Genomic DNA, 19,630 nt, shown 5'->3' on the forward strand with positions numbered 1-19,630 from the left:
CCTTTGGTCCGCCAGGCCGTAAAATGGGGCGAAATCCGTACCGGCGATGGTCCGCTCACACCGAGAAGTGCGCTGCTCCATGAACTCTCTCTCGTGCAAGGGGGGCTTGACCGCCCCGTCCCGGTGACGACCCGTACCGGGGCAGGAAACCCCGGCAAGATCCGCACCAGGCCGCGCCGCGAACTCCGCCGCACCCGTCGGCGCCGCGCGCACTCCTGCTGGGATCATCTGATCGCCGCCCCGCTGTGGCCGCTGCACGGCGCCAATCTCGGCACCCTGCTGCGCACCTGCGACGCGGTGGGCGCCTGCCTGGCCGTGCCGCGTTTCCCCTGGGTGCCCGAAGCCCTGGAACGGGGCAACACGCTCCGCCGTCCGTCCTGCGTGCACTGGGTGAACGACCCGCTCTCCTGGCTGGAGCACCAGCGCGCCGAGGACACCCAGGTCGTCGGCGTCGAACTCGCCGACGAGGCCGTCCGCCTGGCCGACCTCCCCGCCGCCCGTACGCGTACGGTCGCGGTGCTGGGCCACGAGCAGCACGGCATCCCGCCCGAGGCCCTCGACCTGCTCGATCTGGCGGTGGAGATCCCCATGGTCGGCACCGGCCAGAGCCTCAACGTGGCCGTCGCCGGCTCCCTGGTCCTCTACAAGCTCGCCGGACTGCTCTAGGGGTTGAGGAGTTCTCTCAGTTCGTCGCAGTAGAGCTTGAACTTGCGCTGGTCCATGGGGGTGACCACGGACATCCTGTTGTGGACCATGGGGTTGCGGACCTTGGCGAGCAGGGAGAAGCGCTCGCTCCAGTAGCTCTTGTCCTTGTTGATGACCTTGCCGAAGATGTCCCAGTGCGAGGCCATCAGGTCGTAGAGGTCGCGCGGGTAGGTGAAGTCGAGGAGGCGGGTGGAGGCGCGGGAGCCGAAGGAGGCGACCTCGCGGTCCATGAGCTGGCCGCACTTGTCGAGCATCGCGGTGAGCTTGGGGCGGGTCTTGCGGAGTTCGTCCGGCCAGTCGGGGCCGTAGCGGTCCTCGAAGGAGCGCTCGATGAGGTCGCGGAGGCCGCGCTCCACGCTCATCCAGTTGTCCCAGTCGGCCACGTCGCGGCTCAGCAGGGCGAGGTACTGCTGGAAGTGGTCGGAGAAGGCGCCGTAGGAGTCGTCCCGCACCCGGACGAGGCCGCGCTGCTGCAGGCTCAGCGCGTCGTTCGGGGTCACCACGAGCTGGGGGCCGAAGACGACCTCCAGCATGTCGCGGAGCTTGCCGTCCGCGCGCAGGAGTTCCTCCAGGTCGCGGTAGTAGTACTGGAACTCCGGGGGCATGGGGCCGTTCAGCGTCGGGATGTCGCCGGGCGGCGGGCCGTCCGGGTGCGCCTCGAAGACGCGTTCCAGCAGGACGCTCGCCAGGTACGGGTGGCCGCCGGTGAGCTCCTCCAGGCGGCCCGCCAGGTCGCCGGGGACGGGCAGGCGGGCGACCAGCTCCTCCAGTTCGGGACGGTCGAAGCAGACCAGGAAGATCGAACGGAAGATGCCCGGGAAGGTGGACTCGTCCGGGTCGGCCATGTCGACGATCTCGCGCAGCTCCCGGCGCGAGGTGGTGACCAGGCCGACGTTGCAGTCCAGGTTGTAGGCCAGCTCGCGGAGGGCCTGGAAGGTGCCCGGCTGGGACTTGAACGCCTCGCGGGCGGCGTCGAACTCGTCCAGGACCAGCACCACCCGCCAGCCCCGCCGCCGCACCAGCCGGAGGAACTCGCGCGCCTCGCTCTGCAGCTCCGCCCAGTCCAGGTCCGGGGCGAGGGCGCGCTCGTAGGCGCGGGCGATCCGCGCGTCGGTGTCCGGCACGCGTTCGCACACCAGGTCCCAGACGTCCTCGACGAGGCGGCGGAACAGCCGGTGCGCCCCGCCCTGCACGCTCACGTTCATCCAGACGGGCAGCAGGCGCGGATGCTCGGCCTGGACCTCGGGCCGCATGAACAGGTGGTAGGCCAGGCTGGACTTGCCGATCCGCGGCGGCCCGATGATGGCGGTGGCCGCGGCGGTCGGCTGCGCCAGCACGCGTTCCCGCAGCGTCCCGATCGCCCCGGCCCGGCCGACGTGCGCGTCGCCGTGCACGATGTGCCCGACCGTGGCGAACGGGTTGCCCGCACGGCTGTCGGTCATGTCCGCTACGCCTTCCTGTGCCACAGCCACTCGGCGAACAGCCCCACCCGGATGCGGTAGCGGTCCTCGGCCTCCTGGACGATCACGTTCCGCCGCACGAGGTCGTCCAGGACCCGCGGCCCCTCCGGCAGGTCGCGCGCCTTGCGGCCGTCCAGGTGCAGGTCGCGGCGGCGGCCGGTGAGGCAGACGTTCAGCACCGCCATGACGGTGTCCCCCGGCAGGTCGCTGACATCGGCGTCGCCCGGGGTGAGCAGGTTGTCGAACTGCTCCTGCAGGAGGGCCTGGTCGCCGCTGACCAGCGCGGTGGCGACCCGGTCGACGTCGGCGGGGCCGATGAGGAGTTGCCGCTCGGCGTTCATGTGCTGGATGAGGCGGTTGCAGAACAGCTGGATGTAGTACGGGCTGCGCGCGGTGAGTTCGAGGATGCGCTGCACGGAGTCGCCCCGGTAGCGGTTCTCCTGGTTCTCCAGCCGGACCGGCTTGGTGATCAGCGCCTCGGCGGGCCCGATGTCCAGGTACGACACCGGCTCCTGGCGGGCCACCTGGAACTCGTTCGGGAACGCCTTCAGGAACCGCGGCATCAGGTCGTTGCCGACGACGGCGCTGCTGAACAGCTTGCTCTCCAGCATCGCCTTCCACGCCTTCATGAACTCGCGGGGCAGGCCGCCGCGCTCGATCGCCGAGTACAGCACGGTGAACTCGTCCAGGAGCAGCACCATCCGCCAGTCGCGGTAGGCCTCGCTGCGCCGCATCCCGCGCTGGATCCCGCGCATGTAGTCGTCGAAGTAGATCTGCGGGTCGCCGCTGTCGATGAAGTCGCGCAGCACGGGGCGCGGCAGGTCCAGGGCGGGCCGGCCCTCCTCCTCGTGGTCCTCCAGCTGCCGGAAGAACGCGTCGGCGATCTTGTAGAGGAAGCGGGCGTGGTCGAGGTTGGTGGCCAGCTCCAGCAGGCTGAACTTGGCCGCCAGCACCGGCGGTTCGAGGGCCTGCTGCAGGTGGTGGAGCACCGAGGACTTCCCGACGCGCTTCTGGCCGTAGATGACCACGCACTTGGCGTCGGGCCGCTCCAGCGCGTCCACCAGGGTCTGGATCAGCTCCTCCCGGCCGTAGAACATCTCCACGTCCTCGACCGGGGAGCCCTCCGAGTACGGGTTGGGGATCGGCTTCCAGTCCTGCGGGTCGTTCAGCCGCAGCGACAGCGTGTCGGGCTCGGTGACGACGCGCCGGTCGGACCGGACGGTGAACTCCAGCCGGTAGCGCAGCGTCACCAGCCGCTCCCCGACCGCGTACGGCGTCACCACCAGCGGCACCGTGCAGCTCTCGGTCTGCTCGTCCCGGAGGCTGTGCGCGACCTGGATGGGCTCCGGGACGCGCCGGTAGTCGTCGGGGTTGTCCAGCACGCGCAGCATCACGTCCACGGCCGGGCTGCGGCGCGGCAGGTTCTTCACGCTGAGCTGCACCTGGATGGTGGACGCGGCGTCGGGCGCGTAGCTGGGCAGGACCTGGTCGACCTCCAGTTCGCTGGGCTCGGCGGCGCGCCCCACCTCGTCGAAGTGCGCCGTGATCGCGGCGTCCAGCTTCCGCAGCAGCGGTACGAGGTACTCCAGGGAGAGCCGGGTCGGGTACTCCTCGATCTCCGCGACCAGCTCCCGCACCGCGGTGCGGATCTTGGACTCCAGCCGCTCCTGCTCCAGGTAGGAGGTCTGCTCCAGGTAGCCGCGGATGTCGCCCAGCGTGGTGGCGACGGTCTTCAGCCGGTCGATGTCCAGCGGCGTCGTCGGGGCCAGTGTGCGCGCCTGCTCCAGCTGCTGCTGGTCCTCGGCCAGCGTGCCGAGCGGCTCGCTGCGGTCCAGCGGAAGCTGCAGCGACTTGCGCTGCTCGTCGTTCTGCTGGCGGAGCGTGCGCAGCGCCTCCTGCCAGACGGTGACGTACACGTCCCGGGTGCAGCTGCCCGCCTCCCGGCCGAGGTAGGCGCACACCTCGTCGAACAGCACCCGGCGGATCTCGGCGACCAGGAACGTGCGCGACACGATCTCCTTGCGCACCGGGTCGGACCCGCCGGCCAGGTTGAGCAGCCCGAGCAGCAGCGGGCGGCGCAGGCTCTCGTTCTCCAGCACCCATTCCACGACCTTCTCGAACGGGGGCTTCTCCTGCGGCTGCTGCCAGTCGGGGTCCAGGTAGGACAGGACGAACTGGATGACCTTGAGCCTGCCCATCTCGTCCCAGGGGCCGAGGGCCACCGCCTGCGCGTAGTAGGTGCGGGTCACGTCCCCGTGCCGGCGCTCGGCGGCGCACAGGTCGCCCATCGCCGCGCCGAAACCGCGCAGCGACCGGCGGAACAGGTCGTCGTCGGTCTGGTTGAGGTCGCGCAGGATCCGCGCGGCCGACAGGTTGTAGGCGGCCCGGTCGGCCGAGCGCCGCGAGCCGAGCTTGCGGATCAGCGCCTCCAGGCCGTGCACGTCCTTCTCGCTGAGCGTGCCCTCCTGGACGCGCAGCGGGTTGACGCCCGCGTACTCGCAGCGGTCCAGGTGCAGCAGCAGGATGGGGCTGATCGAACCGGGCTGCTCGGGGCTCCAGTCGCTCTTGGCGAGCAGCACGTCGATCTTGTCCCACATGCCGGTGCGCTCGGCCTTCTCCAGCTCCTCCCAGATGTCGCGGAACTCGGGGTTGCGGGGGCCGTGCTTGAGCAGCCGCTCGGCCGCGTCCTTGGCGCTGCGCGCGTCCCGCAGCTTCCGGTACGCCACGATCAGCCGCTTGAGCAGCCCGGTGCGGGTCTGCTTGGAGTGGTCGCCCTCCAGCAGCGCCTCCAGCAGCAGCGCCGCCTCGTCCCACCGGCCGAGGTCGCTGACGATGGTGATGATCATGTTCTGGTGCGGGAGGTGCTCCTGCACCTCGTGGTCGGCGTCGCGGAGCAGCGTCAGCGCCTCCTCGCTGCGCTTCTGCCGGTGCAGCAGCCAGGCCAGGGAGCGCACCGCGCGCTCGTTGTCGCCGCCCTTGGCGATCGCCTGGCGGTACAGCTCCTCGGCCTTGGCCGGGTCCTTCTCCTGGGTGTCGGCGCGCTGCGCCCGCGCGTACAGCGACCCCCGGTCGCGGGCGGACTGGGGCTTGGACGGCCGGCCGGGCGCCGTGGCGGGACGCGGCGCGGGGGCCTTCTCGCGCCGCGCCACGTCGACGATCTCCAGCAGCTCGGCATGCTCGGGGTGGTCGGCCAGCGCCCGCTGCGCGATCTTCAGCGCGTCCGCGAACCTGCCGAGGTCGAGCTGGCGGCGGGCGGCGAACACGTGCAGGCGCGGGTCCTTGGGGCTGATCGCGGTCTCGTCCTCGGTCTCCTCCGCCGAGCCTGGCCGCGAGGCGGCGGGCGCGGGCCGGGCCGACTCGGGTTCCGGTACGAGCCGTGCGGCCGTCTCGGACGGCGCCGGCGGCGCGGGCGTGCGCCCCGGCCCCGGCGGCGGGACGGGCATGCCGGGACGCGCCGGGACGCGCGGAGCAACGCCTCCGCGAGGGGCCTGCGCCTCGGGACGGTACCGTTCGGCCGCGCCCGGTTCGAGGGCGTCGAGCACCCGCGCGAGGTCGTCGGCGTCCGGGCCGGTCTTGTACAGGAGCGGCTCCAGGTCGTACGCCCGGTCGGTGGCCAGCCGCCACACCAGGTACAGGCCGGCCCGTACCGCGACCGCGCGTTCGGCGGCGCCGGTCCGCGCCGCCGCGAGCACCGACGCGGGCAGGGAGAGGTCGCCGACGTCCAGCACCAGCGCGAGGAAGAGGCCCAGCGGCTGGTCGTCGGCCTGCTGGGCGGGGCTCAGGCGCAGCGCGTCGCCGAGGACCGCCGCGGCCGCCTCGTGCTCGCCCGCGCGCATACGCAGCACGGCCAGGTCCCAGGCGTAGCGCCCGCCGTACCGGGCCGCTCCGGCCATCCACTCCGCGGCCTGCCGCCGGGACGCCTCCGTGCCGCTGCGTTCGAGGAGCAGCAGCGCGGCCAGGTGCGCGGCGGGCGCGTACCCGCATCGCCCGCTCGCCGTGACCAGGTCGCGGATCGCCTGGATGGCGCGGCCGGGCTCGTTCAGCGTGCTGGACGACGCGAGCCGGTTGCGCACGCGGTTGAGATGCCCGTCGACCTCCTGGACGATGCCGTAGGAGAGCGGGATCGCGGTGTCGCGGGCGAAGACGGGCGCGGTCAGCTCGGCCTGCTCGGCGTCGACCGCGAACTCCTCCGGCAGCCGCTCCCAGTCGGCCGACAGCACGACCGGTTCGGGTTCGGGGGGCGGGGCGGGCGCCCGCGCGGCGGCCGGGACGGCGGGCGGCGGCGCCGCGACCGCCACCGACGCGTCCGCGAGTTCGATCTGCTCGATCGACGTCGCCAGAAGAAGCGAGGGTCCTTTTTCGGTCACCAGCACCAGGCTGTCGGCGTCGATCGCCTCAAGCCGGCCGCGGGTGGACCGCCCCCCGATCAGATGCACCACAACGTCCGAGCCGACGGAATACCATCGCTGGACCAGCCCCAGATCCACAGGTAAACCCTAACCGACATCAAAAGGGCGGACTTCTCCTTAAACGATATTCTCAAAAGGTGCTGCCCGAATTGCCAGTATTGGTCGGTCGCAGTCAGTCCGAGCAGAGGGACGGGGGCGGATTGGTGAGGCCGTCATGGCAGTCGGCGGGCGCGAAGCCCCCGGCCTCGCCCTTGCTCTCGGGCCGCCACGTGTGCACGGCGCGGCCCGCCGAGTCGTACCCGGTCACCGTTGCGACCCGGATCGTCACGGGACTCATCGCACCGCGCGACATCGCGTCGCCCTCGCCCTTGGTCGGGACCACTTTGGTGGGCGTGTGACCGAGGAAGAACCCGTTGTCCACGGTGGCCTCGGACGTGCGCCCGTTCTCCCAGGCGATCCTCACGCGTGCCACGCCGGGCTTCGCGCGGCCCACGAGGACGACACTGAGCGCGTACGCATCCCACGCGCTGGGCGACACCTGCCGTATCGCGTCGACGCGGAACGGGGCGCCGAACGTCCACAGGCCACCGGAGGTCCGTCCTGGCCAGGCATGGAAGATCGGCACCTCGACATTCCCCGCCCTCTCGCTGGTGGCGCACAGCACGAAGCCCGCCTCGCTCGCCACCTCGGCCAGGTAATCTCCCTTGTCCACCGGTGACTTCACCAGCAAGCGGAAGTCGCTCGCGCTGCCGTACTCGGGACGGTGCTCGCCCCCCATTCCCCTGGGGACCCCGTTCCGCAGGCAGCGGCGGGCGGTGTTCAGTTCCTCGGGCGAGTTCTCCGGGAGGCCCTGCGAGGTCTTGTCCGGCCGGGTGGTGTTCAGGGCGGGGGCCTTCTCCCCGGAGCCGGTGGCCTGCGTGAAAGTGACGGGCACGGCGACGGCCACGGCCAGCGCGAGCGCGGCACCGGCCGTGGCGCGGGTCCGGCGGCGGCGGTCGGCGGCGCGCAGCGCGCGTTCGGCGAGGCCGTCCACGGGCTCGGCCCGGTCGGCGATGCGGCCCAGCGCGTCCTTGAGCATGTCGTCGGTCATCTCACGCTCCCGTGAACTCGAGGTGGGCGGCGAGGTCGGGGGCCAGCTCGCGCAGCCGGGCGAGGGCGCGGTGGGCCTGGCTGCGGACCGTCCCGACCGAGCAGCCGAGGATCTGCGCGACCTCGCTCTCAGGCAGGTCCTCGTAGTAGCGCAGCACCAGCACGGCGCGCTTGCGCGGAGGCAGCGCGAGCAGGGCCTGCTCCAGCGTCACGCGCAGGTCGACCTCGCGGCTGCCGTCGTCCACCGGTATGTCGGGCGGCTCGGCCACGATCGCCTCCCGGCCCCGCCGCCGCCAGCGGTTGACCTGCTCGTTGTAGAGCACGCGGCGCACGTACGCCTCGGGGTTGTCGTGGACGTGGCGCCACCGCGCCGCCGTCTTGGCCAGCGCCGACTGCAGCAGCTCCTCGGCCGCGTGCTGGTCGCCGGTGAGCACGTACGCCGTCCGGATGAGGGTGCCGGACCGCGCCGCGACGAACGCGGTGAAGCTCTCGCGGGCTTCTCGGTTCACGGCGCCTCCTTCCGATGTCACCCCAATAGACACCGGAGCCCCGTACTCCCTATGCCGCCCGCCGCGAGATTCTCCGGCGGCCCTTCCCTCCCATGGTCTTCATGTCCATTACGCCGTCCGGTAGCGGACGATGACGGGGCTGCCGTTGACCTCGACGGCCTGGCCCGGCTGGACGGCCCGGGGCGCCTGGCCCGAGCGGGCTGTCCGACCGCTATGCGGCGCCTGTCATCACGGGTCGGCGGGCCGCACGGCGCGGAAGCGCACCAGGACGGGACGCTCGGTGAGCGGCAGCTTCACCCCGCCGTGCACCGCCGCGACCCGGCCGTCGAGGTGGTCCGCGCGGTACGCGCCGTGCTCCAGCCGCATCTCGGCGCCGCCCTTGATCGCCCACCGCACCGCGCCCTCCTCTCCACCGGCGAGCCGGAAGCGGCACTGCCGGACGCCCTCGGGCAGGCCGTCCACGCGGCCCTGCCCGCACGACCGGATGCGGGCGCCGTCCAGCCACTCCTGCAGCTGTTCGACGAACAACGCGGCGCGGGTCGGGGGGCTGCCCTCCACCTGGAGCACCAGGGGCAGGTTCCGGACGCCCCAGCTGTAGAAGTACATGCGGGCGTAGCGGGCGTAGAGGCCCGCCAGGTAGAACCGCACCGCGAAGTTGTTGGCGTCCTCCTCCCCGAGCGAGGCGTCCGTCGGGCCGGAGTGGCCGGGGCCGGTGACCCACATCGGCAGGTGGACGCCCTCGTCGTGCAGGGCGTTGTAGACGAGGGTCGCCTGCTCGGTCATCTCCTCCGGCCGTCCGCCCGGGTCGCGCGGGTGCAGCTTGACGGCCACCGCGTCGCAGTGGCGGTAGCCCTTCAGGGACGCGAACCGGGCGATGTAGCGGAGCCCTTCGGCCTCCCACAGCTCCCCTATGGACGGGCACACGACCGTGGCCCGCGGGTCCTCCCGCCGGATGATGGCGGAGGCGCGCCGCGTCATCTCGGCCAGGGTGGGCAGGTCGCCGGTGTAGTGGTGGGGCGTGTTGGCGTAGTCCCAGAGTTCGTAGGCGCCGATGCGTCCCTTGTAGCGGGACGCCACGGCGCGGACGTAGCGGTCCCAGTGGGCCAGGTCGCGGGGCGGCGCGGTCCTGGAGTCGTCGTCGTAGGCGCTCCGGGGGCCGTCGGGCGCCGCCCAGGACGGCGTGATGCCCATGGTGTAGAGCATCGGGAGCCGGGCGCCCTCGGCGCCGTCGACCATGCGGTCGAGGTTGGCCCAGTCGAACGCCCCGGGGCGCGGCTCGACGTTGGCCCAGCGGGTGCGGCTGTCCCAGAACCGGACGGCCCCGGTGCGGAAGCCGGGCATGGCGCCGCTGTTGGTGCCGACGCTCGTGCCGAAGAACGTCGCGGGGACCGGCTTGGGCGGGTCGTTCACCCACGCGGGCCCCGGGACCCACTGCCGGTCGGGCGTGCCGGCCTCGGCGCGGTGGCGGTCGGTGACCGACGAGCCGCTCAGGCTGACCGCCAGCGTCAGCGCGACGCCGGCCGCGGCGAGGCGGAGCCGTACGCTGCTCGTTCTCCGCGGAGCCGGGGGCGGCGCAGGCGCTGGTGGCGGTGGACGCTCCGGACGTGTCGGGGGCGGGTCCGGCTCGGCGGCGCGCAGGGCCGGATCGTCCCGGAGCACGGCGTCGTGGACGCGGCGCAGCCGTTCGGTCGGTTCGAGCCCGGTCTCCTCGACCAGCAGGGCGCGCCCCTGGCGGTAGGACTCCAGCGCCTCCGACCGCCGTCCGCAGCGGTGGAGGGCCAGCATCAGCAGGGCGCGCAGCTCCTCGCGGAGGGGGTGCTCGGCGACCAGCGCGGCCAGTTCGGCGGCGGCGGCGCCGTGCCGGCCGAGGGCGAGCTCCACGCCAAGGCATTCCTCGTACGCGGCCAGCCGCAGCTCCTCCAGGCGGGCGGCCTCGCGGAGGACGAACGCCGCGTTCGCGCCGTCCAGGGCCCGGCCGCGCCACAGCCCGAGCGCCTCGCGGAAGGCGGCGGCCGCCTCGTCCGGGTGCCCCCGCCGGACGTCGTCGCGGGCGCGGGCGACCAGCTCGGTGAACGCGGTGACGTCCACTCGCGCCGGGCCCGCGCGCAGCACGTAGCCGGGCGGGCAGGTCTCGATGAGGGAGCCCGCCTCGCCCAGGGCGCGCCGCACCCGGTGGACCAGCGTGTGCACCTGGGTCCGGGCGGACCCCGGCGGGAGGTCGCCCCACAGCTCGTCCACCAGCCGCTCCACCGACACCACCCGGCCGGTGTCGAGGACCAGCGCGACCAGCAGCGCGCGCTGCCGCCCGCCGCCGAGGGGCACCGCGCTCCCGCCGATCGTCACCTCGACCGGGCCCAGCACCGAGAAGGCGACCTCGCGCATCTGCTCCTCCAGCTCCGGCGCTTCGGTACCGGCGGGACACGGACATTCAGCATGAATCAGGGACCAATTTCCCGGCCGACCCCCTCGGAAAATAGCACTTCGGAGCCGCTCCGGCCGAGGTCCGGCGGGGATCCGGGCGGAGGCCCGGACGAAAACCGCGGAGTCGGAAAATCGGCGCGTTCGTCGTCCGGTTCCGGGAAAGTCCGCCGCTAGTATGCGATCACACCATTCCCAGGTCCGTATGGACTGCCGACCCCGACTTGGAGTCCGACCCCATGACAGAACGGCCTCCCGCTTCGCAGTTCGCGTCGATTCCCGAGATCCGCTCGGACGTGGCGCACGCGGCGCGGGTCTGGAACTACTGGCTGGGCGGCAAGGACAACTACGAGGCCGACCGCGTCGCCGGTGACGCCGTTACCGCGACCTACCCGCAGATCGTCGACATGGCGGTGAAGTCGCGCGGGTTCCTGGTGCGCGCCGTACGGCATCTGGCGGCGGAGGCGGGCGTCCGCCAGTTCCTCGACATCGGCACCGGCCTGCCCACCATGCAGAACACCCACGAGGTCGCGCAGGGCGTCGCGCCCGAGTCGAAGGTCGTGTACGTGGACAACGACCCGCTGGTGCTGGCGCACGCCCGCGCGCTGCTGGTGAACACCAGTCCCGAGGGCGTGACCACCTATGTCAACGCCGATTACCACCAGCCCGACCAGATCATCGCCGACGCCAGGAACGTGCTGAACTTCAACGAGCCGCTGGCCGCCATGTTCATGGGCGTGCTGGGTTTCGCCCCCGATTTCGACGAGGTGCTCTCGATCGTCCGGCGGGTCATGGACGCGGCACCTTCGGGCAGTTATCTGGTGCTCTGGGACGCCACCGACACCAGTGAGGGAATGCGCGTCGGCACCGACGGTTACAACGCCAATGCGCCCATCGCCTACAACCTGCGTTCCCCGGAGCGGCTCGCCCAATGTTTCGAGGGGCTGGAGATGGTCGATCCGGGGCTGGTGCCGCTGACGCAGTGGCGGCCGGACGAGGTGGAGGTCGGGACGATCGAGCCGGTGGACGCGTACTGCGCGGTGGCCCGCAAGCCCTGAGCCGCGCGAACCCGGGCAGGTCAGGCGCAGGCAATCTCCAGGTGCCGCGCGAGGGAGCGGGCCGCCCGTCCCGAACGCAGCACGCCCGCGTCCGGTGCGCCGGGCCGCACGGCGGTGGCGTGCACCCCGGACGGGTCGATCGCGAGGTTCACGTCCAGCGTGCGCACGGTCGCGGTGAGGCCCGCGTGCCGAACGGCGACCGCCCACACCACCAGGGCGTGGCCCGGCACCGCCTCCGGCAGCGGGGCCTCGGTCGAGGCGTCGCCGGGGTCGGGCGCCACGAGCGGCCCGTAGCGGCGGGCCAGCAGGCCGATCGCCTCGTCCAGCGAGCGGGCGAAGTGCCACCCGTCCGGGGCGTGCAGCCGCCACCCGCCGCCCGGCCATGGTGACGCCTTCACCCGGCGCAGCCGCGGCGGGCCGACGGCGAGCAGGGCGTTCAGGGCGCGCGCCCGGCGGACCGCCCCGCCCTGGTCGAGCGGGGCGATCCGTTCGGTCCACGTCGCGGCCGTGCCGCAGGCTCCGCACATCGGTGCCTACAGCATCACGTCGCCGCTGTTGGGCCCGAGCGTCTGCCCCGTGTAGAGGTTGCCGCCGGGGTCGGAGGCCAGCAGGACGGCGGTGGGCGCGACCTCCTCGGGCCGCCCGAACCGTCCCAGCGGCAGCTCCGCGCCCTTGGCGGCCTTCCACTCGGCGCTGAGGCCGCCGATCAGCGGCGTCTCGATGGGGCCGGGCGCGATCGCGTTGACGAGCACGCCGTGCCGCGACACCTCCAGCGCGAGCGCCTTGGTGAAGCCGATCACGCCGGCCTTGGCCGCCGAGTAGTGGGTGAGCCCCTCGCCGCCCTTCTGGCCCAGCTGGGAGGCGATGTTGACGACGCGGCCCCCGCCCGCCTCGATCATGTGCGGGACGGTGTGCCGGCAGCAGAGGAACACGCTGCGCAGGTCGACCTCCAGCATCCGGTCCCAGGTGGCGGTGTCCATCTCCACCAGCGGCACCTCGCTGAGGATCCCGGCGCCGTTGACCAGGACGTCGAGGCCGCCGTGCGCGGAGATCGCCGCCGCGACCGTCTCCCGGACGGCGCCGTCGTCGGTGACGTCCAGGGCGTGCCGGGTGACGGCGGTGCCGCCGGGCAGACCGTCGGCGACCGCCTCCAGCCCGGCCGCGTCCAGGTCGGCGAGGGCGAGCGCGGCGCCCGCCTCGGCGTAGGCCCGCGCGATCGCGGCGCCGATCCCGCTGGCCGCGCCGGTGATCAGGGCGCGCCGTCCGGCGAGGACGGGAGTGGCTGTCATGTCGCTCTCCTCGGTCAGTCGGGGAACCGGACGGTGAGGCCGCCGTCCACCAGGAGCTGCTGGCCGGTGACGTAGCCCGCCTCGTCGGAGGTCAGGAACCTGATCACGTCGGCGACCTCCTCGGGGCTCCCGACCCGCCCGGCGGGGATGACCCGGGCGGCGGCGCGCAGCCCCTCCGGCCCGAGCGAGTTCTCCGCGTCCAGCGACTGCGGCGTCTCGATCAGGCCGGGGATGACGGCGTTCACGCGGATGCCGCGCGGCGCCAGCTCCACGCCCAGGGAACGGACGAGTCCGAGCACGCCCGCCTTGGCCGCCGCGTAGTGCGCGTGGTCGTCCCAGCCGTACACGCCGCCCGCGATGGACGACACCGCGACCATGGCGCCGCCCTCGCCCATGACCGCCGCGGCGGAGCGGAAGACGCGCAGCACGCCGGTGAGGTCGACGCCGAGCATCTCGTCCCAGCGGTCGTCGGTGAGCTCGGCGAGCGGGGCGCGGCGCAGCACGCCCGCCGCCGCCACGGCCATGTCGAGGCGGCCGAAGGTGTCGACGGCGGTCCGGACGAGGCCGTCCACGGCGGCGGAGTCGCGCACGTCGGCCGGGACGGCGACGGCCCGTCCCCCGGCGGCGGTCACCTCGTCCACCGCGGCCCGCGGGTCGTGCGGGTCGCCGGGGTGGTAGCCGATGACGCTGGCCACGCCCGCCCTCGCGTAGGCGACCGCGAGCGCGCGGCCGATCCCGCTGGCGCCGCCGCTGATGACGGCCGCCTTGGCCGGTTCGCTCACAGGGTGCTCCTCAGGTCGTGCGGGTTCTGGGACGGGACGGGCCCGCCGGACGCGGCGCCGGAGCCGTCCTGGTCGACGCGGCGGGTGCCGAGCATGGCCAGGCCGGACCCGAGGATGCCGACGGCGCCGGCGAAGAAGGCGGCCACCGACATCGGCAGGACGGCGCTCAGCAGCACCGACAGCACGGCCGATCCGGCGATCGCCCCGATGGGGCCCATGATGTGCGCGGTGTTGGGGCCGATGCCGCGGACCTTCGCGGGGTAGGACTCGCCCATGTAGAACAGCAGCGCGGCGTACGGGCCGAGCAGGAAGAACAGGCCGAGCGCGTACGCGGGGATCACGAACGCCGCCGACGACGGGCCGATCAGCATCACCGTCATCACCACGCCGCCGATCAGCCAGCCGATGGTGATCGTCAGGCGGCGGCCGATGCGGTCGCCGACGTAACCGTGCGCGATGTACCCGGCGAAGCCCGCCGCGTTGCCGAGGATCAGCACCAGCAGCGCGCTGTCGAACGAGACGCCCTTGGAGTCGGTGAGCACGGTCGTCCCGAGCACGGAGAAGACCTGGATGCCCATCCAGTTCAGCAGCCAGGCCGCCGACAGGCAGATCGTGTGGCGCCGCAGCTCGGGGGTGAAGATGTCGCGCAGCCGCCCGGTCTCGCCGGTCTCGACGCCGGCGTGCCGGGCCAGTTCGGCCGCCTCGCCGGCGCGCCCCTCGGCGCGCAGCTCGCGGATCCGGGTCAGGTTGACGAAGGTCGGCGACTCGGGGAGCTTGCGCACCAGCAGCACGATCACCACGGCGGGGAACGTGGCGAACAGGAACACCCCGTGCCAGCCGATGGTGTCCAGCAGCAGCGCCGAGACCAGCGCGGCCAGCAGCGCGCCGACCGGCCAGCCGCTCTGGACGAAGCTGTACATGAACCCGCGCCGCCGGTTGTTCCCGTAGACCTCGTTCAGGTAGACGCTGTTGACGACCTCCTCGGAGTAGCCGAGGCCGGACAGCGCCCGGATGAGGACCATGGAGACCTTGCCGCCGGCCAGCGCGGTGAGGCCGGAGGCGACCGCGGCGCCGGCGGTGGTGACGGCCAGGGCGCGGCGGCGTCCCCAGCGGTCGAGCATGGGGCCGACGCACAGCGAGACCACGAACGTGCCGATGGTGATCCAGGTGGTCACGGCGGTGGCGGTGCCGGAGTCCCAGCCGTAGTCGTCGGAGATGGCGGGCAGCAGGGTGCCGAAGAGGGTGTAGTCGAACACGCTGAACACCCAGGCGAGGAAGCAGACGATCGAGACGCGGCGGACGGCCGCCGGGGCGAGCGGTGCGCCGCCAGGGGGGAAGGGCGCGGAGTTTCCAGACATGGTCAGCCTTCAGGGGTGAAAGAAGGAAAGGGACTGCGGGGGGGAGGCTGGGGCCGTCGTGATCAGGTACGGCGGGTGCGGTGCGGGCGCGGGGCGCCCGCACCGGTGGCGGTCAGCGCGGGTTGCGCCGGGCGAAGTCGTCGGCGATCTCGTCGAAGCCGACCCAGCGGACGGCGTCGTGCCGGTTGATGTGCTCGATGATCCGCTCGTGCATGAGCAGGGTCTGCGGACGTCCCGAGACGTCCGGGTGGATCGTCATGGTGAACACCGCGTACTCGGACTCGCGGTGGATCCAGTCGAACTGGTCGATCCACATCTGCTCGAGGTCGCGCGGGTTGACGAACCCGTGGCTGTTCGGGCTGGCCTTGATGAACATCATCGGCGGCAGGTCGTCGAGGTACCAGGAGGCGGGGATCTCGATCAGCGCGGTCTCCTCGCCGCGCTCCAGCGGCTTCATCCACGCGCCGGCCGGACGGTCGTAGTCGATCTTCGTCCAGGAGTCGCCGACCCGGATGTAGTACGGCTCGAAGTCGCGGTGCATGAGCGAGTGGTCGTACTTGACGCCGCGCTCCAGCAGCAGCTCGTTGGTGACCGGGGAGAACTCCCACCAGGGCGCGACGTAGCCGGTGGGGCGGCGGCCCGCGCGGTCCTCGATCAGCTCGATGGAACGATCCAGGACGGCGGCCTCCTGCTCCCGGCTCATCGCGATCGGGTTCTCGTGGCTGTAGCCGTGCGCGCCGATCTCGTGCCCGGCGGCGACGCAGGCGTCGAACTGCTCGGGGAAGGTCTCGATCGAGTGGCCCGGCCAGAACCAGGTGGTGGGCAGCTCGTGGCGGCGGAACAGCTCCAGCAGGCGCGGCACGCCGACCTCGCCGGCGAACAGCCCGCGGGAGATGTCGCAGGGGGAGTCCTCCCCGCCGTACGAGCCGAGCCAGCCGCCGACCGCGTCGACGTCCACTCCGTACGCGACCAGGATTTCCTTTGCCATTGTCTCCCTCTCAGACTTCTCGGACGGGGCCGGGCACCCCGGCGGTGCCGGTGCCGGTGCCGGTGTAGGTGTAGGTGCTGGTGCCGGACGGGCTGAGCGCCCCGGCCTCGGCGAGCCAGGCGCGGCAGCGGCGGGCCGCCTCCGCCGGGCCCGCGCCGGGCTCGGCGGCGAGGGCGGCGGCGAGCAGCAGCCGGGCCTGCCAGGGCGACAGGTCGCCCGCGAACAGGGCCCCGGCCGCCGACAGCTCGGCGCTCGCCCCCGCGTAGAGGCCGAGCACGGGGCCCTCCCCGACCCGGCTGGCGACCGCCACCGGGACGCCCTCGCGGAGCAGGTCGAGGCAGGCGCGGACGACCTCGGGGGTGGCGTTCCCGACGCCGAACCCGGCGACGACCAGGCCGCGCGCGCCCGCCCGCCGGGCGGCGTGCACGGCGGTGGCGTCGGCGCCGAGGTACTGGGGGACGACGTCCACGCGGGGCAGGTCGTCGTGGCGGCCGGTGAGCAGCGGCGCGGGGCGGGGCGGGACGGCGTGCGGCCGGACGCCCGCCTCGTCCACGTGCGCGACCGGGCCGCGCCCGGGGGCGGCGAAGGCGGCGAGCGCGAGGCTGCTGACCTTGCGCACCCCGGCGGCGGGCCACACCCGGTCGTCGAAGGCCACGGTGACGCCGGTGCCGCGGGCGGCGGGCGAGGCGGCCCAGCGGAGCGCGGCGGCGAGGTTGCGGGGCCCGTCGGCGCCGGGGTGGCCGTAGGGCCGCTGCGCGCCGGTGAGCACGACGGGGACGTCCGAGCCGTGCGCCAGGCCCAGCAGGAAGGCCACTTCCTCCATGGTGTCGGTGCCGTGCGTGATGACGACGCCGTCGGCGGCGGCGCCCAGCTCGCGCACGGTGGCGGCCAGGGCCAGCGCGTCGGCGACGGTGGCGGCGAAGCTGACGGTGCGGCGCACCTCGCGCACCTCGACCCGCACGGCCGGATCCGCCCAGACGGCGGTGGACGCCGCGAGCAGCTCGGCCGTGGGGACGCCGACCCGGCGGCCGCCGGGCCCGTCCGTGGTGGCGATGGTGCCCCCGGTGCCCAGCAGGATCAGATGACGCACGCAACCTCCGCTAACGTTTGCGCTAACGATTGCGTACATAGTGGGGTCCGCATCGGCGCACGTCAAGCCCCGGTTCCCGAGAATGCGGCGGTTTAACACCGGCGACCCGCCCGTCCGCCACAATGTGGAGGGACCCGACCCGGAGGAGATCCACTTGGCCGACCGACCGCGCCTGTCCGACGTGGCGCGCGCCGCCGGCGTGCACACCACGACCGTCTCGCGCGCCCTGCGGGGCAGCGAGGGAGTGGGCGAGGAGACCGCCGAGCGGATCAGGCGGGTGGCCGCCGACCTCGGCTACCTCCCCCACCCGGCGGCCACCAGCCTGCGCACCGGCCGGTCCCGCATGATCGGCGTGGTGGTGCCGCGGCTCACCGACCTGGTGCTGGCCACGATCTACGAGGGCATCGAGGAGGGCGCCGCCGCGGCCGGATACCAGGCCGTGGTCGCCAACAGCGGCGACGACATCGAGACCCAGCGGCTGCGCACCGAGACGCTGCTGGGCATGCGGGTGGACGGCCTCATCCTGGGCGACGCCCGGACCGACTCCGGCCTGGTGCACGGGCTGGTCGACAGCGGCGCCAAGGTGGTCCTCACGTCCCGGCGGCTCCCCGGCGTCACCTCCGTCACCTGCGACGACCTCGACGGCGGCCGGCTGGCCGGGCGGCACCTGCTGGAGCTGGGGCACCGCCGGGTCGGCGTCATCGCCGGGCGGCCGTACGCCTCCACCGGCATCGAGCGCACCCGGGGGTTCCGCGAGGTGTACGCGGCCGCGGGCGTGCCCGTCCCCGACGACCACGTGCTGCACTCGCCGTTCGACGCCGAGGGCGGACGGCGCATGGCCGAGGCGCTGCTCGCCCTCGACCCGCGGCCGACCGCCATCTACGCGGTGAACGACTTCGCCGCCATCGGCGCGATGGGCGCGATCCGCGAGGCCGGCCTGCGGGTCGGCGAGGACGTCTCGGTGGTCGGGTACAACGACGTGTCCATCGCCGCCGACCTCCCGGTGTCGCTCACCACCGTCCGGTCGCCGATGCGGGAGATGGGACGCGGCGCCGCGGCCGCCATCGTCAAGCTGATCGAGGGCAGGCCCGCCCGGTCCCGCCGGCTGGCCCCCGAACTGGTGCGGCGGGCGTCCAGCGTCCCCCTCTCCGACCAGGGAGAACGCGCCGAGTCATAGGATGGGCACGGACGGCTACGGAAGGCGGTCGGGCATGGCAGGGCGCGACGGAACCGATCTCGCCGGGCTGGCCGGCCTCTACGAGGACCTGCACGCCCATCCCGAGCTCGCCTTCCAGGAGACCCGCACGGCCGGGATCGTCGCCGCCCGCCTGCGCGAGCTCGGCTACGACACCACCGCCGGGGTCGGCGGAACCGGCGTCGTCGGCGTCCTGCGCAACGGGCCCGGCCCGGCGGCGCTGCTCCGCGCCGACATGGACGCCCTCCCCGTCCAGGAGCGGACCGGGCTCCCCTACGCCAGCGCCGCCCGCACCATCGACGCCGACGGCCGCGAGGTGCCGGTCATGCACGCCTGCGGCCACGACGTGCACGTGACCTGCCTGCTGGGCGCGGCGGCGGTCCTGGCCGGCGACCGCTCCGGCTGGCAGGGCACGCTGCTGCTGGTGTTCCAGCCCGCCGAGGAGGCCGGACGCGGCGCCCGCGCCATGATCGACGACGGGCTGTTCGAGCGGTTCGACCGCCCGGCGGTGGTGCTGGGCCAGCATGTGGCGCCGCTGCCCGCCGGGGTGCTGGCGCTGCGGCCCGGCCCGGCGTTCGCCGCGTCCGACGCGCTGCGGGTCGTGCTGCACGGGCGCGGCGGGCACGGGTCGCGGCCGGAGACCGCGGTCGACCCGGTGGTGATGGCCGCGGCGACGGTGATGCGGCTGCAGGGCATCGCGGCGCGCGAGGTGGCCGCGTCCGAGACCGCCGTGGTCACGGTCGGGTCGCTGCGCGCCGGGGCCCGGGAGAACGTCATCCCCGACGACGCCGAGATGCTGCTGAGCGTGCGGACCTTCGACACCGCGGTGCGCGAGCGGGTCCTGGCCGCGATCGAGCGGATCGTGCGGGCCGAGGCCGCCGCCTCCGGCGCCCCGCAGGCCCCCGAGGTCACGGTGATCGAGTCCTTCCCCGCGGTGGTGAACGACCCCGAGGCGTGCGCGTTCACCAGGCGCGGCTTCGACACCGACCTCGGCCCCGGGCTGGTGCACGACCCCGGCCCGGTCACCGGCAGCGAGGACGTGGGCCATCTCGCCACCGCCGCCGGGGCGCCGTGCGTCTACTGGCTGCTGGGCGGCGCCGACCCCGCGGCGTTCGCGATGGCCGCCTCGATCGCCGACATCGAGCGGATCGTGCGGGGGCTGCCGTCCAACCACTCCCCGCTGTTCGCCCCGGTGGTCGAGCCGACGCTGGAGACCGGGGTCGCCGCGCTGGTGTCGGCGGCGCGCACCTGGCTGCCCTCCACCGCGTAGCCCTTCCGGG

At 73.5% G+C, this 19,630-nt stretch carries 15 protein-coding genes; 4 read left to right on the forward strand and 11 right to left on the reverse strand.

What is annotated here, in order from left to right; translation table 11 throughout:
- The first annotated feature begins 93 nt into the window (after positions 1 to 93).
- Positions 94 to 666 (forward strand): TrmH family RNA methyltransferase, encoded by a 573-nt coding sequence (locus tag ACZ466_RS11935; protein WP_378279789.1) that lies wholly within the window; start codon positions 94 to 96, stop codon positions 664 to 666.
- Here ACZ466_RS11935 and ACZ466_RS11940 read toward each other — a convergent pair.
- From ACZ466_RS11940 to ACZ466_RS11960, 5 genes are all read right to left on the reverse strand, one after another.
- Positions 663 to 2,147 (reverse strand): AAA family ATPase, encoded by a 1,485-nt coding sequence (locus ACZ466_RS11940; protein WP_378279791.1) that lies wholly within the window; start codon positions 2,145 to 2,147, stop codon positions 663 to 665. The two genes, ACZ466_RS11935 and ACZ466_RS11940, sit on opposite strands and share 4 nt — an antisense overlap.
- A 5-nt stretch (positions 2,148 to 2,152) precedes the next feature.
- Positions 2,153 to 6,601 carry a tetratricopeptide repeat protein gene (locus ACZ466_RS11945; protein ID WP_378279793.1) on the reverse strand — a complete coding sequence of 1,483 codons (4,449 nt, stop codon included), beginning with the start codon at positions 6,599 to 6,601 and terminating at the stop codon, positions 2,153 to 2,155.
- A 145-nt stretch (positions 6,602 to 6,746) separates the two neighbouring features.
- Positions 6,747 to 7,664, reverse strand: coding sequence for a hypothetical protein (locus ACZ466_RS11950; protein WP_378279795.1), 918 nt, complete (start codon positions 7,662 to 7,664; stop codon positions 6,747 to 6,749).
- 1 nt (position 7,665) lies between these two features.
- Positions 7,666 to 8,172, reverse strand: a complete 507-nt coding sequence (locus ACZ466_RS11955; protein ID WP_378279797.1) for a SigE family RNA polymerase sigma factor — start codon at positions 8,170 to 8,172, stop codon at positions 7,666 to 7,668.
- 228 nt (positions 8,173 to 8,400) lie between these two features.
- Complete coding sequence (locus ACZ466_RS11960) at positions 8,401 to 10,554, reverse strand: BTAD domain-containing putative transcriptional regulator (RefSeq protein WP_378279799.1); 2,154 nt, start codon at positions 10,552 to 10,554, stop codon at positions 8,401 to 8,403.
- 275 nt (positions 10,555 to 10,829) lie between these two features.
- On the opposite strand from ACZ466_RS11960, the gene ACZ466_RS11965 reads away from it, so the two are divergent.
- The gene (locus tag ACZ466_RS11965) at positions 10,830 to 11,648 is read left to right on the forward strand and encodes an SAM-dependent methyltransferase (protein WP_378279801.1); all 819 of its coding nucleotides are present in this window, start codon (positions 10,830 to 10,832) and stop codon (positions 11,646 to 11,648) included.
- A 20-nt stretch (positions 11,649 to 11,668) separates the two neighbouring features.
- On the opposite strand, the gene ACZ466_RS11970 is transcribed toward ACZ466_RS11965, so the two are convergent.
- The 6 genes from ACZ466_RS11970 to ACZ466_RS11995 all read right to left on the reverse strand — a co-directional run bounded on the left by ACZ466_RS11970 (position 11,669) and on the right by ACZ466_RS11995 (position 17,155).
- The gene (locus ACZ466_RS11970; protein ID WP_378279803.1) at positions 11,669 to 12,175 is read right to left on the reverse strand and encodes a hypothetical protein; all 507 of its coding nucleotides are present in this window, start codon (positions 12,173 to 12,175) and stop codon (positions 11,669 to 11,671) included.
- 6 nt (positions 12,176 to 12,181) lie between these two features.
- Positions 12,182 to 12,937 (reverse strand): SDR family NAD(P)-dependent oxidoreductase, encoded by a 756-nt coding sequence (locus ACZ466_RS11975; RefSeq protein WP_378279805.1) that lies wholly within the window; start codon positions 12,935 to 12,937, stop codon positions 12,182 to 12,184.
- A gap of 14 nt (positions 12,938 to 12,951) precedes the next feature.
- On the reverse strand, positions 12,952 to 13,719 hold the full coding sequence (locus ACZ466_RS11980) for an SDR family NAD(P)-dependent oxidoreductase (RefSeq protein WP_378279807.1): 768 nt from the start codon (positions 13,717 to 13,719) through the stop codon (positions 12,952 to 12,954).
- Entirely contained in the window at positions 13,716 to 15,077 is a 1,362-nt protein-coding gene (locus tag ACZ466_RS11985; RefSeq protein WP_378279809.1) for an MFS transporter, read from the reverse strand. The genes ACZ466_RS11980 and ACZ466_RS11985 overlap by 4 nt, the downstream gene beginning before the upstream one ends.
- A gap of 112 nt (positions 15,078 to 15,189) precedes the next feature.
- The gene (locus ACZ466_RS11990; protein ID WP_378279811.1) at positions 15,190 to 16,065 is read right to left on the reverse strand and encodes a polysaccharide deacetylase family protein; all 876 of its coding nucleotides are present in this window, start codon (positions 16,063 to 16,065) and stop codon (positions 15,190 to 15,192) included.
- Positions 16,066 to 16,075: 10 nt separating this feature from the next.
- Positions 16,076 to 17,155 (reverse strand): asparaginase, encoded by a 1,080-nt coding sequence (locus tag ACZ466_RS11995; RefSeq protein ID WP_378279813.1) that lies wholly within the window; start codon positions 17,153 to 17,155, stop codon positions 16,076 to 16,078.
- 154 nt (positions 17,156 to 17,309) lie between these two features.
- Between ACZ466_RS11995 and ACZ466_RS12000 the strand changes: the two genes are divergently transcribed.
- Together ACZ466_RS12000 and ACZ466_RS12005 are read left to right on the forward strand one after the other, a co-directional pair.
- On the forward strand, positions 17,310 to 18,332 hold the full coding sequence (locus tag ACZ466_RS12000) for a LacI family DNA-binding transcriptional regulator (RefSeq protein WP_378279815.1): 1,023 nt from the start codon (positions 17,310 to 17,312) through the stop codon (positions 18,330 to 18,332).
- 34 nt (positions 18,333 to 18,366) lie between these two features.
- The gene (locus ACZ466_RS12005; RefSeq protein WP_378279816.1) at positions 18,367 to 19,620 is read left to right on the forward strand and encodes an amidohydrolase; all 1,254 of its coding nucleotides are present in this window, start codon (positions 18,367 to 18,369) and stop codon (positions 19,618 to 19,620) included.
- Positions 19,621 to 19,630 lie beyond the last annotated feature (10 nt).

It is taken from the genome of Actinomadura rugatobispora (genome assembly GCF_055379765.1).

Coding starts and splice junctions, on each gene's coding strand:
- ACZ466_RS11940 (WP_378279791.1), bottom strand. CDS start 2,147: ATGACCGACAGCCGTGCGGGCAACCCGTTCGCCACGGTCGGGCACATC.
- ACZ466_RS11950 (WP_378279795.1), bottom strand. CDS start 7,664: ATGACCGACGACATGCTCAAGGACGCGCTGGGCCGCATCGCCGACCGG.
- ACZ466_RS11960 (WP_378279799.1), bottom strand. CDS start 10,554: ATGCGCGAGGTCGCCTTCTCGGTGCTGGGCCCGGTCGAGGTGACGATC.
- ACZ466_RS11965 (WP_378279801.1), top strand. CDS start 10,830: ATGACAGAACGGCCTCCCGCTTCGCAGTTCGCGTCGATTCCCGAGATC.
- ACZ466_RS11970 (WP_378279803.1), bottom strand. CDS start 12,175: ATGTGCGGAGCCTGCGGCACGGCCGCGACGTGGACCGAACGGATCGCC.
- ACZ466_RS11975 (WP_378279805.1), bottom strand. CDS start 12,937: ATGACAGCCACTCCCGTCCTCGCCGGACGGCGCGCCCTGATCACCGGC.
- ACZ466_RS11985 (WP_378279809.1), bottom strand. CDS start 15,077: ATGTCTGGAAACTCCGCGCCCTTCCCCCCTGGCGGCGCACCGCTCGCC.
- ACZ466_RS11990 (WP_378279811.1), bottom strand. CDS start 16,065: ATGGCAAAGGAAATCCTGGTCGCGTACGGAGTGGACGTCGACGCGGTC.
- ACZ466_RS12005 (WP_378279816.1), top strand. CDS start 18,367: ATGGCAGGGCGCGACGGAACCGATCTCGCCGGGCTGGCCGGCCTCTAC.